Below are 16053 nucleotides of genomic sequence, written 5' to 3' on the forward strand. Positions count from 1 at the left end.
TTTCTCAAAATCTTTCATTTTAGCAACTCATCGGACAGCCCCACTGTTTGCTTGAAAGCAATTCCGTCCTTTACTTTCAATCTTTTTATTTAGAAGGATATTCTTTTTTTCGGCAATTATATCAATTAATTAAAACAGAATAAAGCATTACTGAAAAATTGCAAATTAATGCCTCTGTCAAAACATTTATTTTGCGAATACTTATCTTGATTTCATAAAATCCACCGAACGCTCACGATTTTCTATTGTAAATCTTGTGGAATTCGGCAGCTCTGTTAATATATTTGATGCACAAGGTTCAAAGTTGATAAACATTTTTTCAAATATAAGAACTCCCGCACTTTGACGAAACTTTTTGCATTACGGATCATTTTTGATCCGCTTTGCGTGGAATTAAGCAGCTCTTTTGATATATGATGTACGAGCCTTGAGAATGACAAACATTTACAAATGGAAGAGCACGCCCAATTTCCTTCCGCATTTTGTTATAAACATTTTGGAATGACGGCCAATTGATTGCTGGCAACATTTTGATCCAATTTACTTGCTTTTATTGGTATCTTTCACAGCTTATTTTTGATAAAGCTGCCGGTACCAATTGGATGCTGCCTGAACTTCTGATAAAGTCAGCTCATGTCCTCCGTTTTCCCAATGCAAGTGCACATTTGCGTTGTTATTTTCTAAAAATGTTTTAAGCTCTATTGATTCTTCAGGAGAGCAAATTTGATCACGCTTTCCAGCTGCAATAAAAACGTTTTTTCCTGAAAGATCCGGCAGATCCATCCCTCTTCTCGGCACCATCGGGTGATGCAAGATGGCTCCATTTAGCGCATCCCGAAAATGGAATAAAAGGCTGGCTGCTATATTTGCTCCGTTGGAATAACCGATTGCGATTACAGAATTTCGATCAAATCGATATGTTTGTGCTGCTTCATCTAAAAAAGAGTTTAATTCCTTTGTACGGAAAACAAGATCTTCTTCATCAAAAACTCCTTCGGCAAGTCTTTTAAAAAAACGCGGCATTCCATTTTCAATTACATTTCCGCGCACAGCTAAAATCGATGCTTCTGGATCAATAATTTCTGCAATGGGAAGAAGATCAAATTCATTTCCGCCGGTTCCATGCAGCAATAGGAGAGTCGGTTTTGCCGGATTGCTTCCTTTTTGAAAAATATGTTTCATCGTTTTTTCTCCTTCTCAGCGTTTATTAAGCATTACTTTTCTTATTCGTCAAGGTTACGGACTTCCACTGGCATCAACTTATTTTCCAACCGTTCCCGATACTTTTCGTAACGCTCCGGAAGCTTTAATTCTTTTCCAAGTGCATCTAAAGATTCATCAATTGCAAAACCCGGAGGATCTGTTGCAATTTCGAACAAAATTTCACCATGCTCTCTAAAATAAATAGAATGAAAATACTTTCGATCCTGAACTGGCGTTACCCTGTATCCATTTGATTCTAAAGATGTTTTCCATTCTAGTTGATCGTTGTCGTCTTTTGCCCGAAGCGCGATATGATGGACTGTTCCAACCCCCATGATGCCGCGTCCGGAAGAAGTAATTTTTACATCAACGACATTGCCGATTTCACTTGGAGACTGAAAACGAATAAAATCTCCTTCCCTTCCAATTCGTTGAAGTCCAAAAATATTCTCCAACAACTCTGACGTTTTTTCAGGAAATGATGAATATAATACGGCGCCGCCAAATCCTTTAATGGCAACATCAGAGGTGACATGGCCAAATTCCCATTGATTTAATTCTCCTTCTTTTCGTTCCACTAGCTCAATGTTCAAACCGTGCGGGTCTTGAAATACAAGCAGTGACTCACCAAACCGTTCTGTCATTGTAAACGGAATTCTAAATTTATCTAGTCTTTCTTGCCAAAAGCTCATGGAACCTTCTGGTATCACATAAGAAGTTACACCCACCTGACCATTGCCGATTTTTCCTTGATACGCATCAGGCCAAGGAAAGAAAGTAATCAGTGTCCCTGGCTTTCCTTCTTTATCCCCGAAATAAAAATGGTACGTGCCGGGATCATCGAAATTCACAGTTTTTTTAACTAACCTCAGCCCTAAAACTCCGGCATAAAAATCAATATTTTCCTGCGGATGGCCGACAATAGCAGTAATATGATGAATTCCAGCTGTTTTCTTTTTCATCTTTGATTCTCCTCGTATACTAAGTTTCAGAAAGTTTTTTTATCGAATTTCCAGTCCGATACGCTCCTTGACAATCGCATATCTTGGGTGGTTGCCTTTGTGGGAGGGGCGCGCCCCTCCCACAAAGGGTTCAGCGTACCGGGGTTGGACTTTTCGCAATGTTCCTGGATAATGGTCTTAGGATCATCGGGGATACTCTTCTCACTCCTGTAGCTTTGACTACTTGTAAAGTCTGTCTCCTCGGCCCCTGTTTGGACGTCTAACCCGCAGGCTGTTCCCGTTGGTTTTCCCCATGCTGGAAGGAGCAGCTTCCAGGGCAGCCCATGGTCCAACGTGAGTTCTCATATGCGAGGGTGACTGGTCAACAGGCGCGATCCGGGGGCATCCCGAAGAGTCCTACCCCTCGATCCTACAACAATAGGAGGTGATCTCATGAAACTCTACGTCGGGATCGACGTGAGCTCACGCGACTTAGCCACCTGCATTATGGATCATGAAGGAAATACGTGCGCACGCTTCAAAGTGGATAATCATCTTCTGGGCGCCACCTTCCTTCGGGATCAAATCCTCCTGTGGGCTAACAAGCGAAAGCCAACCGAAATTCTGATCGGGATGGAAGCCACCTCGGTCTACAGTTGGCATCCAGCTATGTTTTTCCACCAGCAGGAGGCCTTGCAGGCTTGGAACGTCAAGGTGTTTACGATCAATCCAAAGCTCATTCGCAAGTTTAAAGAAGCCTATGTCGACTTGGAGAAAACGGATGACATCGATGCTTGGATCATTGCGGATCGGCTTCGCTTCGGCCGTCTGAAGATGACGGCTGTCCTCAAGGAGCAGTTTCTCGCGCTTCAGCGACTGACACGCATGCGATATCATCTCGTCCACCAGTTAACCCGTGAGAAACAGTATTTTCTCCAGCACTTGTTTTACAAATGCAGTTCCTTTACCCAAGAGGTGGACAGTTCGATCTTCGGACATGCCATTCTCGAACTGCTGCTTGAGTCGTGGAGCCTCGATGACATCTGCCAAATGGATGTCAAGCAGTTGGCCGACTTCCTGCGCCAAAAAGGGCGCAATCGCTTTGCCGATCCGGAATGCATCGCCAAGTCGATTCAAAAGGCGGCCCGTTCGTCGTATCGGTTGTCCAAGTGTGTCGAGGATTCCATCGACTTGCTGTTAGGGCTGTCGATTCAATCAATCCGCAGCCTGCAATCGCAGCTCAAAGAGCTCGATAAAGCCATTACCCGCCATCTTGAAGGCATTCCGAACACACTGCAAACCATCCCAGGCATCGGACCGGTTTATACCGCAGGCATCCTGGCCGAAATCGGGCAAATCGAGCGGTTTCACAACCAGGCCGCCTTGGCAAAATATGCCGGCTTGACATGGTCCAAGCACCAATCGGGCCGTTTTCAAGCCGAGGACACCTCCCTCATTCGTTCCGGCAATCGCTATCTCCGTTACTACCTAGTGGAGGCTGCCAACTCGGTGCAACGGCATGATGCGACGTTTCGTGCGTACTACCGGAAGAAGTATGAGGAAGTGCCCAAACACCAACATAAACGAGCCCTCGTCCTCACCGCTAGAAAACTCGTGCGTGTGATCGATGCGCTGCTACGCAACGGTCAAATCTACACGCCAAGAAAGGGGGAAGATCGATAAGAGGATCGATCTGGTATACCAATATCAACCTTTAGACCCAGTTTATTACATGTACCAATACTGGGTTTCTTCAGTATTGCCTTTTTTCGGATCATCGGACAAGGGAATTTCCAATTTCTATGATTTTTCACCTTGACATATTACCGCAGGACTTTATTATTTTCTTTACGCGATTCATTTTTGTAAATCAATTATTTTAACGGGTCATTATTTCGAATTAAAATATCTCGAATTAAATTATTTTTAATTCGAAATAATTTTATCAAATCTTTCATTTATTGTCAAAAAGCTGATCTGTTGAATTTTTCATCTCTTTTCGTTCCGTATTCACTAAAATACCATCCTTACCAAAATGAAAGCAATCGCAAGAGCAGCGTTTGAATGCGAAGAGAAACCTCCCTCTCCTCTTGCGCGCAAAATCGTTACAGAAATTGTTGTTCTTGCCGTAGCAAGGGCTATCGGCCGTTCCATAAATTTTTTTTGTGATGGCTCGGCAAACACAGTCGAATTTAAGATTGGTGATGAACACGCAACATCCTGAAAGTAGCCGGCATCCGCCAGCTGCTTTCAGATAAACCGAAAACATGCAAAAGCAAATTGCTTTTTGCAGACTGATCGGAATGACCGTTGCAATTTAATATTAGTAAATCCGTATGGCTTTAGCAAATGTAGACAAATGAAGTTGAATACCGTAACCGGACAGGTATCATTTCTGATCTTCTTTTTTATCATCTAATTCAAAGAACTCAGCAAAATCCATCAGCGAAGCATCTTTGTCTTTTAACGCCAATTTTGCTAAGATGATTTCGAGAAGACATAAGCCAATTAAAATAAGTAATCCTTTCATCATATTCCTCCCCCCCTCAAACTCATCTCTTTGTCAACATCAACATAATGTATGAAACGCGTTTCAGGTCAAGGATTTTTAAAAGAAAGGGATATTTCATGGCAACGATTCGTGATATTGCAAAGCTTGCAGGTGTTTCTGTTACAACGGTTTCGAGAGTTTTAAATAATCATCCATATGTCAGTGACGAAAAAAAAGAAGCGGTTTTAAAAGTGATAGAAGAAATCAACTATAAACGGAACATTCATGCAGTCCACTTGTCTAGAGGCTTTTCAAATTTGATCGGCGTCGTCCTGCCTAAAATCGATCATCCTTATTTTAGCAGCATTGTGGAAGGGATTTCGGAGGAAGCGATCAAGCATCATTTGCAGCTTGTTCTCTTTCAAACGAATTATGAACCAGCAAAAGAGCTTGAAGCATTGGAATTGTTGCGGGGAACCTTATTGGATGGTGTCATTTTTTGTTCAAGAGCCATTTCCTTTGATGTATTGAAAGAATATAAAAATGCTGGACCGATCGTTCTTTGCGAAGATTCAGACCAAAGCCATTTCCCTTCTTTGAGCATTCCGCATGAACAGGCATTTCAGTTTGGTTTGGACTATTTAATTTCGAAAGGTCATACGAAAATTGCATTTACTTTAGGACGAATGGAAGGGCCAAACAGTAAAAAAAGAAGAAAAGCCTATAAAACAAAAATGAAGGAATTAGGCGAACCGATTCGAAGCGAGTGGATCTTCGACAAATGCCTATCGATCACTGACGGCAAACAGCTTATGGAAAAGCTTCAGCATTTAGAGAAAAAACCGACTGCCTTTTTTGTTACAAACGATCAAGTGGCAGCAGGTATCTTATTAAGTGCTGAACAATATAAAATAAAGATTCCTCAAGACATTGCCATCTTAAGCTTTGATAATCAGCCTATTGCCGACATCATGGGAATCACTACTATTGAAATCCCAATAAGAAAAATGGGGAAGCTTGCGGTGCAATCGATTATTCATTGTAAAGAAAAACGGGAGCAAACAAATAAGAAGATGACTCTCCCCTTTCGGTTAATTGAGCGGAAAACTGTGTAACCCATGAAGAAGGATGCCCCCTCTTTAGAGTTCAAATCATTCCTGCCAAACGATCATCTGCAAAAACCGAAGCAGCTTGGCAGGATTTTTCATTTGATTTTGTAATCATTTTGACGATTTGCATGCGTCTTTTTCCATATTCCGTTTTCTTTTGACGTTCAGTGTGAAATTCATCGATTACTACTCAAAGCTGGTTAACAACTTGTCTGCATACTTACTCCCCTTTTTGGCCGACAGCAAAGTGTACGTCAATCACAAATGGCCTTACAGATGTTTTCAATTGCATAGCAATGAAAATCCTTAAAATTGGAGCGTTATTTCCCCAAACCGCTTTTTAAAACAATTTTCCTACTCCGTTAATTTTCTTCTTATCAGCAAGCTTGCGATCACGATGCTCAAAATATTTGCTGCATAAACAAACGCTTTATTTCCGTCAACCATCGAGTTGAATTTGTAAAAAAAGTGCGGCCATGGTATAAGTTCGCCGTTTGTCACGTATTCGACAACCGTATAAATGGCAATGAATCCGAACGCCATTTCAACATTTTTGACCAATAAAATCAATAACGCACCAATCAGCAAAAAATTCAACCCGAGCAGCAAGGCGAATAAAATTAAATGCCAAGGCACATCCGCTAGATTAAGGAAGAAAAGCAACAAGATCATTAACAAATTCATCACGGTGTAATATCGCATTAAATCAATAATGGCGTGCTTTTTATACAGATTGATCAATGTATCCCATGCCCCGTCCTCCCTTCTAACCATGATCCTAAGCAGAACATAATCATTGAAAGGAAATCGAAATACGCCTCAAGTCGTAGTTCAAAATATGCCTCAGGTTCGTTATGAGCAGCGACGACAAAAGGTAAGATGAAAATTGAAAGGAGGTCATTCAAATTATGAAAAAAATCGGTTTGTTCATCGCAGGTGCAATAGCCGCAATAGTTTTAATCGCCAATCTCGGCTCAATCGTCGGACTTCTTATCAGTTTGCTTGTTCTATACTTTTCGTTTAAACAATTTGTGAAATCCGACAAAAAATCAAAAAAATGGTTTTGGGGGATTGTCGGGCTGATTGCACTATCTGTTTCAGCTGCAAATGTCCCAGCTATTCTCGGTTTAATCGCCGCATATGTGCTTTATCTCATTTTTAATAATTGGAAAAAATCGAATGATCCGTATGTGTCAGACGATCCATTCACCAATTTTGAAAACCAATGGGAATCACTAAAACGACAATAAATGGAGGAGAAAAAATGAGCATATTTACGAGATTAAAAAATGTGATTATGGCCGATTTACATGATTTATTGAATGAACAGGAACAAAGGAATCCAATTGCGCTATTAAATGAATATTTGCGCCAATGTGAAAAGGAAGTTGAAAAGGTTCAAAAACTAATCGAACGCCAACGATTATTAAAACAAGAGCTGTTAAGAGAATACAACCATGCTGAACACTTAAAAGAAAAAAGAAAATATCAAGCCGAAATTGCGTTGAAAGCGCAAGAAGAAGAATTGCATCAATTTGCCATCAACGAGCAGCAGCAGTATGAGGAGCGTGCATCAAAATTAAAACAAGCGCTTGAACAAGCAACGAAACAGCTCATTGACTTAGAACATAAATATGAAGAAATGAAACATAAATTAAAAGATATGCATATAAAGCGCATGGAGCTGATGGGACGAGAAAATATTGCACGCGCCTACTCCCGGATCAACCAAGTTCTTGAGCAGCATAATTCCGAAAAGAACCATTTTGTTCGCTTTGCTGAAATAGAGAATTACCTTGATGAACTGGAAAATCGAATCAACAACAGATACGATACATTAACATTTGATGCAAGAATCGCAAAGCTTGAAAAAGAATTAAAAAATCAAGAAACGGATTCAAATTCTTAACGTAAATTGTTATGCTATAAGGGCGTAGTTCTCTACGCCTTTCCATATTTATGTTCACACTAATAGGAAGGAGAGGAGCCTCGTGTTTCATCAATCGAAAATAGATTTTACAAAATGGATTTTCGTCATTGGCATCATCTTATTCATCGCAGAGCTTTTATTTTTCAATGGTGAGGCCCTTTTCTTCCTAATGATGATGATTTTTTGCGTATATATTGGAAGAAAAAGAATGCCGAAAAAATCAGGATTATTGTTATTTTGGATCGGAATAATTGGCGGCGTTCTATCTTTTTTCAATATGTTTACATTCCGACTGCTTCTATTTGCTGTTTTCATTTACTTTATTTTTCACTATGTTCAAAACAAGCAGGTAGCTGCTAAAAAGTCTCCTAAAATTGAAGAAGCAGATCCAATCCTCTCGCAAGAAGAGACATTTTCCAAAACGCCTCTTTTTCAAAACAGATTGTTCGGAACGCAGCGAACCGAAGAACAAATATACAAATGGAACGATGTCAACATTCAAACAGGCATCGGCGATACAGTAATAGATTTAAACTATACGATTCTTCCGAAAGGTGAAGCGGTGATTGTCATCCGAAAGCTTATCGGCAATATCGAAATAATTGTTCCTTACGAGCTGGAAGTGTCCGTCCACCATTCCGGTTTCATCGGCTCCTACTCCATTTTTGATTATAGTGAACCGAATGTATGGAACGAAACAATTCGATATGAGTCCAAAAACTATCATGAATCTGCCCAAAAAGTGAAAATTATCACCTCTATAACCTTTGGCAGAATAGAGGTGAAAAGAACATGAATGTATTGCAAAGACAAATTATTATCTGCTTAGTAACATCAGTAGTCACTTTTTTATTTTTCACTGTTTCGCTTTTGCTTACGTTCCTGTTTCCTAATTGGACATTATTATGGAAACAAAAAATTCTTGATATTCCGTTTATCCTCTTCACGTTCGTAATCAGCAGCGCCATCGGCTTGCTTTTCGGCATTCTATTCGGACTTCCTTTTAAAGATAAACTACACAAGATTGAAGACAAACTAAAAAAAATAACAAAAGGAGAAACGGTTGAACAAAATGAACATATAAACATTAAAGAATTAGATGAAATCAACCTTCGAATTGACCAAGTGCAGCATCATCTCATTGAACAGACGAAATTAACGCAAAAACTTGCAGGTGAAAACGCAAAAGAACAAGAAAAAAGATTGGAAGAAATCATTTCACAAGAAAGGCAAAGGCTGGCACGCGAGCTGCATGACTCTGTCAGTCAAAACTTGTTTGCAGCCTCGATGCTCATTTCTGCTGTTAAAGGAAACAAGGAAAAAATCGATGAAGGAACGAGCAAACAAATCCATTTAGTTGAAGAAATTATTCAGCAGTCCCAGCTTGAAATGCGCGCTCTTCTTTTGCATTTGCGGCCTGTCCCTTTAAAAGGTAAATCTTTGCAAACTGGAATTGAAGAACTGCTCACAGAGCTGCGGCAAAAGGTGCCGATGAACATCCAATGGAAGACAGAGCAATTTCCTCTAGATAAAGGGATTGAAGACCATTTATTCCGCATTTTGCAAGAATCGGTGTCAAACACTCTTCGCCACGCCAAAGCGAATACACTTGAAGTATTGCTGATCAAACGGAAAAATATGGCCATTTTACGGATTGTCGACGATGGTGTAGGATTTGACGTTCAATCGGCAAAATCAGGAGCATATGGTTTGCAAAACATGTATGAACGTGCAGCCGAAATCGGCGGAACATTGCAAATTGTCAGTGTCCCTCATGAAGGAACTAGATTGGAAATAAAAGTACCGTTGTTAACAGATGAAGGTGATAAAAATGATTAAAGTATTACTAGTTGATGATCATGAAATGGTAAGAATCGGCGTTTCGGCTTTTTTATCGTCCCAGCCTGACATAGAAATCGTCGGCGAGGCTGATAATGGCAAAAAATGCATTGAACTAGCTTTACAATTAAAGCCTGATATTATTTTAATGGACCTCGTCATGCCGGAAATGGACGGGATTGAAGCGACAAAAGAAATACTTCATCAATGGCCAGAGGCAAAAATCATTATTGTCACAAGCTTTCTCGATGATGAAAAAGTCTACCCTGCCCTTGAAGCCGGTGCTGTCAGCTATATGTTAAAAACTTCAAAAGCAGACGAAATCGCCGATGCGATCCGTTCAACATATCAGGGACAATCTGTCTTAGAGCCTGAAGTGACAACGAAAATGATGGCAAGAATGAATAAAAAACAAAACCGCCATCCTCATGAAGAATTAACAAACCGAGAAATGGAAGTGCTGCTTTTAATGGCTCAAGGGAAATCAAATCAAGAAATTGCAGATGAGTTGTTCATTTCATTAAAAACCGTCAAAGTTCACGTCAGCAACATTTTAAGCAAACTGGGCGTTCAAGACCGCACCCAAGCCGTCATTTATGCGTTCAAGCATTCGCTAATCAAGTAAAATTGACAATAAGCGAAGAAAAGAGAAAGTGGAATTGGTTTTTCACCGAAGCACAAATACAGGAAGATTCATTCGAAATTTATTTATCATTTTACATATAATCAAAACAAAAAAATTGCTAGTTTTCCCAACCTAATAGAAAGCGATGTTATTCATCTACCAAATGAATGCATATTCGTCGACAAAAGCAAATATAAACATGTTAACGCTTGATAAAATCGGCTAAAAATAACTCAAAAATCTCAAGCGAAACGATGGCGGAAATCGAAATAATCGGTAAAAGAAATCAGAAATCCTCCTATTCGTTTTCCGCCAAAAACTAGTTTTCTCTTAAAAAAACAATAGATGAACAAAAGTCCTAGCATGACTATCTAGGCTGCCGAAAAATAGCAGCCTTTCCTTGCAGATAGCACATCTAATAAGCCTTTTGTTTCTAGCTTTAGGAACAGTGTAAAATGAAATTCATAATAAGGTTCTTCTGCTCGAAACTTGAAAAAGACGTAATTTTTCCCCCAACAGTATTCCGGCTTTTATCGTATATATGGAGCATGCTCTTTTTCCAATGCATCCTGCAGCCATCTCGGATGCATCGTTAAAAGGTTTTCCGGCAGATCGTTTGGAGCGAAAAATCGTGCATCAAGCGTTTCATCTGTTTTTTGACGCAGCGTCCCTCCAATGATTTTGCACTCAAAGCAGGTTGTAATAAAGTGGCTGATTTCGCCATTTGGGTATAAAAAAATTTGTGAATCCGGATCTGAGTAAATGCCGATCAACCGGGTTACCTCCACTTCAAGACCTGTTTCTTCATAAATTTCTCTTATAATTGCTTCTTCCACCTTTTCTCCCGGCTCTACATGCCCTGATGGAATGCCCCATAGTCCGTTATCCGACCGTTTTAATAGGAGAACTTGCTGCTGTTCGTTAAAAATAATTCCCGCCACTCCTGCTTCGATCCGCTCCGGCCATGCAAAATCACGCGTATTCCATTGTTTAATTTTGACACGATCATCAAATAAAGACTGCAAATTTCCGATCACCGCATCCGGATTGCGGTAATCCCCGGGAGATGGAAACGGTGCATTCTTCCCGTTGGAAATTAAAATCGCTTGAATCCCTGCTTGATGAGCACCTAATATATCAGTTAACGGGTTATCGCCGATCATAACCACTTTTGCTTTAGACGAAATCGATTCAATCGCTTTCTGGAACATAAATGGATTCGGTTTGCCGACAATGTACGGTTTTTTCCCGGTTGATGCTCGTATCATTTCAGCAACAGCTCCTGTTGCAGGCAAAGGACCTTTCGAAGTAGGGAAACTCATATCGGCATTCGTTGCAATAAACTTCGCACCATTATGTATTTGTTTTACCGCTTCCTGAATATCGTACAAAGATACATTTCCGCTCCAGCCGACAACAACGGCTTCTGCCTCCTCTTCACCCTTTACAACCATTACTCCTGCTTGACTGCACTCGTGCTGTAAATGATCGTCCCCCAGCACGTAGGCACTGCGAATATTTTGTTTTCGCAAATATTGAGCTGTCAACCAAGCGGATGTAATGATTTCCTCTGGACTTGCTGTAATCTCCATTCGCTTGAGCCGTCCGGCAATTTTTTCTCTCGTAGTACAAGGATCATTTGTAAGAAACCGAATCATTTTCTTTTCTTGACGCAAGCGCCGCAAAGATTCAACTGCCCCAGGAAGCGGATTTTCTCCTATGTAAATCACTCCGTCTAGGTCAAATAAAAACACGTCAAAATCATCTATGATCATGAAATCATCCTTCCTTAGTGAACCATTTTCGCATGAAACAAGCTGATTGAAAAAACCTCCTCATCAGCAAGCTAATTCAAGTTAAAGTGATCGTTTTCTCGAAAAGATTTGAACTTATTTAAAATACCTCAAAACTAACTCGTGTTAAAACAATCGTTCTCTCAATGAACCATTTCTTAAACTGGCGCAAAACTTTTAGAAGTTTTTTTGCTGTCAAACCAAAAGATGTTTCAATAAAACGATTTGCCTTGCTTGAAAGTTTGCATGAGCTTGTATGAGGAGAATCTTCTCTCTTTATTTCCACTTCTACATATGATTATAATAGATTTATCGTTCACGCAGCAAAAAGGCGGTTTAAATGGAGAAAATGTGATGTGGAATATTGGGAATTTGAGCAATAAGACAAAAGTTTTTTCAAAAAGACTGTGCAATTCGTGCACACTAAGAACTAATCTCTAATCAAATGTATGCTTTTACGACTGATCTCCTTTCTAATAAAGAAAGGTCTGTATTTGATCTGACATTTATGCAAGTTGTCTTCCCCCTCTAAATGCCAGCAATACTGAACATTTATCCCCCTTTTTGCAGGGAGCTGGTCTATGTATCGCTCAAAAGTTTAAGGTGAGGACATTTATCCCCACCCAAATACATCTTCTGATATCAAAAAAATCAAACACATTCTTCTATTTTCTAAAGCTTAAATTGCCGTACAAATTCATTCAGCTCTTCGGCTAGCTTCGCTAGTTGTTCGGAGCTGTTCGCCACTTCTTCCATAGAACTGCTTGTTTGTTCGGCTGCCGCAGAGGTTTGCTCAATACCTGCTGCTGATTGCTCGGAGATCGAGGCTATTTCCTCGATGGAACGGTTCATTTCCCGGCTGTTGGAAGCGATTTCCGTCAAGTTGTTCGCAATTGTTTGAATATGATGAACCATGTCCGTAACAGCTTTGTTGATCGTTTGAAATGTTGCGCCTGTATTTTTAATTTGCTCTGTTCCTTGTTCAACCTCCTGATAGCCGCTCTTTAAAGCATCAACTACATTCTTTGATTCATTTTGGATATTGTCGACAATGCTTGTTATGTCTGAGATTGAGACGGAAACTTGTTCAGCGAGCTTTCTTACTTCATCTGCAACTACTGCAAAGCCTTTTCCGTTTTCGCCTGCTCTTGCCGCTTCAATCGCTGCGTTTAATGCTAGAAGATTCGTTTGGTCCGCAATTCCTTGTATGACTGATACGAGTTTTGTAATTTTTTGCAAATGTCCGTTTAAACCGAGCACTTTATCAACAGATTGTTGAAAAATTTCGTCAATTTTCGACATTTGTTCGGTAGAAGACATCATTAGTTTATTTCCTTTGCCGGCAATTTCAAGCACCTCTCTGGAGACTGATTCAATATGCTCCCCTTTTTCGCTGGCATCTTGAACTTTTTCGACAAATACCTCCATCTTTGCTGCCATGTCGCTCGCGCTGCTTGCTTGCGTTTCAGCGCCTGATGCCAATTCCTGCATGGTTGTTGAAACCTGCTCTGATCCGGCCTTCACTTCATTTGCAGAGTGGGTCATCTCCTCGCTGTGGCTTGTCAGTACTTCAGAAGCATTCGAAATGTTTGTAATCATTTCTTTCAGTTTATTTTGCAGCTGATTTATGGCATGTGCCAGATTTTGTGTTTCATCTTTCGAACGGATTTTTATTTCACCTTGTGTTAAATCTCCATTAGCCAGCAAATGCATGCGCTCAGATACGGCGTGTATTGGTTTGGAAATGCTGTTTGAAAACAGCCATACGATGAAAAATCCAATCACAATCGTTGCGCCAATGACAATCATTAAAAAAACGAGAAGATCATTAGCCGGCTGATTGAAATCCATTAAATACGTGCCCGCACATACAACCCATCCCCAATGAGGATCAGTTTTTGAATAGGCGACTTTTTTTTCAATTCGATTTTCGTTGTCAGGCAAAGCCCATTCGTAATAAGTTAAACCGCCACCTTCATTTCCGGTTTTAATCATTTTTTGATTGAATTTTACGCCTTTGGAATCTTCGTCATTCCAGCCTTGTCTGCCTTCTATAACTGGATGTGCAATAAGAGTTCCTTTTTGATCGATAATATACATGTATCCGTTTTCGCCTAAATCAAAATTTTTATTAATTGACCGTTTGCCGTCAGCATTCTTTTCCCCCAATATCGCAACTTTTACCTGTTCCTGCGCTTCTTCTAAAGACAATGTTCCCTTTTCAACCTCTTTATTTAACGCATCGATTAACTCAATGGTCATTTCGACGCTATTTTTTAAGTTCTTTTCCCCCAGCTTGTTTATACTGGAAGTTGTTTTCTGATAGCTTAACAAGCCTAAAATGACTAACGGAATCGTTAATAATAGAAATGAAATGGTCATTAGCTTCATACGTATCGTGAATTGAAATTTCTTTTTCATGAAAATCATTACCCCTTTGTTATGCCATAATTTTTTTAAAGACTTAGTTCTTTCCTCTTAGAAAAGCGTTACGAACTCATTTCCATCCATTTTCACTCCCCAAATCCGAAATTGGTTGCTTGACATTTTAATTATCGGCCTCTAAACATACTTTTTTTAGTTAATTAATCACTCAACTTTCGCACACAGAAATATTTAAGCATTGCTTGATATAATTAGGTATAGTGGCCAACCATTTATTCATTTGATTTTTAAAGATGTCCATGTTCAAAGAAACCTCGGCTTCCGCCAAAGTTTGGAAAAGGTCAATAAGTGATTGAAGGGCAGTAATAAAATCTATGTCTTTTACATCTTCGCAAAGGATGTAAAAAAGGTTGCCAATCGTCTTAGGATCCTCCTCTTTTCGCATTTGCCAAGCAATGAGAATATATCGTGTAAAAACAATGGTTGTATGGCTAATTAACATGTCGTAGGAACGTCCCTGGAATTCTTTCTCTAAATTTAAAAGGGATTTATTGCATTTGAAGAAGACTTCAATGTCCCAACGCATGCCGTAAATACGAATGATCTCTTCATTTTCTAATGTTGTATCTGTGCTGAGAATGGCAAGCCATTCGCTCCGTTTATTACGGTTTCGTACAAATAGAATTTTTACTGGAATTCCATTGTCTAAAGTAGCATAAACGGATCCGAGAATGTCTTTTTTACCCATGTGAGGTTTTGCCAATTTGTAAAGTTGATTCAGTGTGAAACGTTCACCATTGTAAACGTATCGCTGCTTTAATTGCTTCACCATGCCAATGACAAATAACCCTTTGTTCGTAATCTTCTCAATTAAAGGCGCTTGTGTAAACCAGGAATCCATGAGAACATAGTCAGCTACAATCCCTTTTTCAAGCGCGTGATCAAGTAAAGCTGAAGCCACGTCCGGTTTTGATTTCAGAGCTTCCTGGCGACGCTTATAGCCAGATGTTCGTTTATCAATATTGGTATTGATTTCTTGCAGGCGATTTTCCTTTTTCGGTGAACTTAGAAGAGCAAAATCAACGGGAATAAAAGTAAAACTATCGGTCCAGCCAAGGGTAAGCATTTGAAACCCTTTCAAGTACTGATGGGTAGAGTGATCAAAAACCTTAGCCAACAGTTCAACCGACTTACTACGGTTTCTTGAAAAGACAGAATCATCAATCACAAAAGCTGTGACACGATCTTTTGAAGTTAATGGTTGAAGCAGACGGATCATTTCACTGCTTAATGAAAGCAGAAACTTTCTCCAATGATAGGTTGGTGTATTTAAAAAGCGATAGACTGTATCCTTTCCGGGCAGATCCTGAGATCGTTTACTCATAAAAGCACGAAACCAGTTCTTATATTGGAAGACTAAAAGAAAAATCAGTTTGAAAACAGTAAGACAAGAATACCCGGAAAGTTTCGTAATATTCGCTTTTCTTAAATGATATCCAATATTTAATTCGGAAAATCCTTGTTTAATTTCTTTTGGTAATTGCGCAAAGTAGTCTTTATTCGTTATCATAGTGGTGACACCTTTCTTTTGGATTTGGTTTCGTCACCAATATTTTACCAAAAGAATAGGTGTCTTTCTTTATGTTTTAAAAAATGTCAAATGATAATTTTGTACTTCCCAAAACCATTTACATCAAGCATTTAAACAAGATTTTGGACTGCGAAAGCTGAGTTAAT

General features: G+C 39.6%; 14 protein-coding genes. 7 read left to right on the plus strand and 7 right to left on the minus strand.

All coding sequences use genetic code 11. From position 1 onward, the window contains the following. Window positions 1-570: 570 nt before the first annotated feature. Complete coding sequence (locus NSU02_RS10730; protein ID WP_094245877.1) at window positions 571-1182, minus strand: alpha/beta hydrolase; 612 nt, start codon at window positions 1180-1182, stop codon at window positions 571-573. A 41-nt stretch (window positions 1183-1223) separates the two neighbouring features. Then, entirely contained in the window at window positions 1224-2165 is a 942-nt protein-coding gene (locus NSU02_RS10735) for a ring-cleaving dioxygenase (protein WP_144598032.1), read from the minus strand. A gap of 432 nt (window positions 2166-2597) precedes the next feature. Between NSU02_RS10735 and NSU02_RS10740 the strand changes: the two genes are divergently transcribed. Continuing rightward, on the plus strand, window positions 2598-3827 hold the full coding sequence (locus NSU02_RS10740; RefSeq protein ID WP_027725928.1) for an IS110 family transposase: 1230 nt from the start codon (window positions 2598-2600) through the stop codon (window positions 3825-3827). Window positions 3828-4533: 706 nt separating this feature from the next. Here the strand turns inward: NSU02_RS10740 and NSU02_RS10745 are convergent. Then, window positions 4534-4677, minus strand: a complete 144-nt coding sequence (locus NSU02_RS10745) for a hypothetical protein (RefSeq protein WP_161939811.1) — start codon at window positions 4675-4677, stop codon at window positions 4534-4536. A gap of 95 nt (window positions 4678-4772) precedes the next feature. Between NSU02_RS10745 and NSU02_RS10750 the strand changes: the two genes are divergently transcribed. Next, window positions 4773-5750 (plus strand): LacI family DNA-binding transcriptional regulator, encoded by a 978-nt coding sequence (locus tag NSU02_RS10750; protein WP_063387811.1) that lies wholly within the window; start codon window positions 4773-4775, stop codon window positions 5748-5750. 348 nt (window positions 5751-6098) lie between these two features. Here the strand turns inward: NSU02_RS10750 and NSU02_RS10755 are convergent, their stop codons facing one another. Continuing rightward, window positions 6099-6518: a hypothetical protein gene (locus NSU02_RS10755; protein ID WP_144598030.1), complete on the minus strand. Its 420-nt coding sequence runs from the start codon at window positions 6516-6518 to the stop codon at window positions 6099-6101. A gap of 134 nt (window positions 6519-6652) precedes the next feature. On the opposite strand from NSU02_RS10755, the gene NSU02_RS10760 reads away from it, so the two are divergent. The 5 genes from NSU02_RS10760 (at window position 6653) to NSU02_RS10780 (ending at window position 10138) form a co-directional block, all read left to right on the plus strand. Then, window positions 6653-6994 carry a flagellar basal body rod protein gene (locus NSU02_RS10760; protein ID WP_339192857.1) on the plus strand — a complete coding sequence of 114 codons (342 nt, stop codon included), beginning with the start codon at window positions 6653-6655 and terminating at the stop codon, window positions 6992-6994. Between the two features lie 14 nt (window positions 6995-7008). Further along, entirely contained in the window at window positions 7009-7653 is a 645-nt protein-coding gene (locus NSU02_RS10765) for a PspA/IM30 family protein (RefSeq protein WP_063387808.1), read from the plus strand. Between the two features lie 82 nt (window positions 7654-7735). Next, window positions 7736-8470, plus strand: coding sequence for a cell wall-active antibiotics response protein LiaF (liaF, locus tag NSU02_RS10770; RefSeq protein ID WP_063387807.1), 735 nt, complete (start codon window positions 7736-7738; stop codon window positions 8468-8470). Continuing rightward, window positions 8467-9513, plus strand: coding sequence for a sensor histidine kinase (locus tag NSU02_RS10775; RefSeq protein ID WP_063387806.1), 1047 nt, complete (start codon window positions 8467-8469; stop codon window positions 9511-9513). Before liaF ends, NSU02_RS10775 begins: the two co-directional genes overlap by 4 nt. Continuing rightward, complete coding sequence (locus NSU02_RS10780; protein ID WP_063387805.1) at window positions 9506-10138, plus strand: response regulator transcription factor; 633 nt, start codon at window positions 9506-9508, stop codon at window positions 10136-10138. Before NSU02_RS10775 ends, NSU02_RS10780 begins: the two co-directional genes overlap by 8 nt. A gap of 530 nt (window positions 10139-10668) precedes the next feature. Here the strand turns inward: NSU02_RS10780 and NSU02_RS10785 are convergent. From NSU02_RS10785 to NSU02_RS10795, 3 genes are all read right to left on the minus strand, one after another. Beyond that, entirely contained in the window at window positions 10669-11913 is a 1245-nt protein-coding gene (locus NSU02_RS10785) for an HAD-IIA family hydrolase (RefSeq protein ID WP_339192858.1), read from the minus strand. A gap of 690 nt (window positions 11914-12603) precedes the next feature. Next, window positions 12604-14352: a methyl-accepting chemotaxis protein gene (locus NSU02_RS10790; protein ID WP_339192859.1), complete on the minus strand. Its 1749-nt coding sequence runs from the start codon at window positions 14350-14352 to the stop codon at window positions 12604-12606. A gap of 172 nt (window positions 14353-14524) precedes the next feature. After that, the gene (locus tag NSU02_RS10795; RefSeq protein WP_094245175.1) at window positions 14525-15886 is read right to left on the minus strand and encodes a transposase; all 1362 of its coding nucleotides are present in this window, start codon (window positions 15884-15886) and stop codon (window positions 14525-14527) included. Window positions 15887-16053: the final 167 nt, after the last annotated feature.

This window comes from Aeribacillus sp. FSL W8-0870 (assembly GCF_037963755.1).
In the GTDB taxonomy this organism is placed as follows: Bacteria; Bacillota; Bacilli; order Bacillales; family Aeribacillaceae; genus Aeribacillus; species Aeribacillus composti.

Excerpts from the sequence above, each read along its gene's own strand:
- NSU02_RS10735 (WP_144598032.1), bottom strand. The coding sequence starts at position 2,165 with ATGAAAAAGAAAACAGCTGGAATTCATCATATTACTGCTATTGTCGGC.
- NSU02_RS10780 (WP_063387805.1), top strand. The coding sequence starts at position 9,506 with ATGATTAAAGTATTACTAGTTGATGATCATGAAATGGTAAGAATCGGC.
- NSU02_RS10790 (WP_339192859.1), bottom strand. The coding sequence starts at position 14,352 with ATGAAAAAGAAATTTCAATTCACGATACGTATGAAGCTAATGACCATT.
- NSU02_RS10755 (WP_144598030.1), bottom strand. The coding sequence starts at position 6,518 with ATGGTTAGAAGGGAGGACGGGGCATGGGATACATTGATCAATCTGTAT.
- NSU02_RS10785 (WP_339192858.1), bottom strand. The coding sequence starts at position 11,913 with ATGATCATAGATGATTTTGACGTGTTTTTATTTGACCTAGACGGAGTG.
- NSU02_RS10795 (WP_094245175.1), bottom strand. The coding sequence starts at position 15,886 with ATGATAACGAATAAAGACTACTTTGCGCAATTACCAAAAGAAATTAAA.
- NSU02_RS10740 (WP_027725928.1), top strand. The coding sequence starts at position 2,598 with ATGAAACTCTACGTCGGGATCGACGTGAGCTCACGCGACTTAGCCACC.
- NSU02_RS10750 (WP_063387811.1), top strand. The coding sequence starts at position 4,773 with ATGGCAACGATTCGTGATATTGCAAAGCTTGCAGGTGTTTCTGTTACA.
- NSU02_RS10760 (WP_339192857.1), top strand. The coding sequence starts at position 6,653 with ATGAAAAAAATCGGTTTGTTCATCGCAGGTGCAATAGCCGCAATAGTT.
- NSU02_RS10745 (WP_161939811.1), bottom strand. The coding sequence starts at position 4,677 with ATGATGAAAGGATTACTTATTTTAATTGGCTTATGTCTTCTCGAAATC.
- NSU02_RS10765 (WP_063387808.1), top strand. The coding sequence starts at position 7,009 with ATGAGCATATTTACGAGATTAAAAAATGTGATTATGGCCGATTTACAT.
- NSU02_RS10730 (WP_094245877.1), bottom strand. The coding sequence starts at position 1,182 with ATGAAACATATTTTTCAAAAAGGAAGCAATCCGGCAAAACCGACTCTC.
- NSU02_RS10775 (WP_063387806.1), top strand. The coding sequence starts at position 8,467 with ATGAATGTATTGCAAAGACAAATTATTATCTGCTTAGTAACATCAGTA.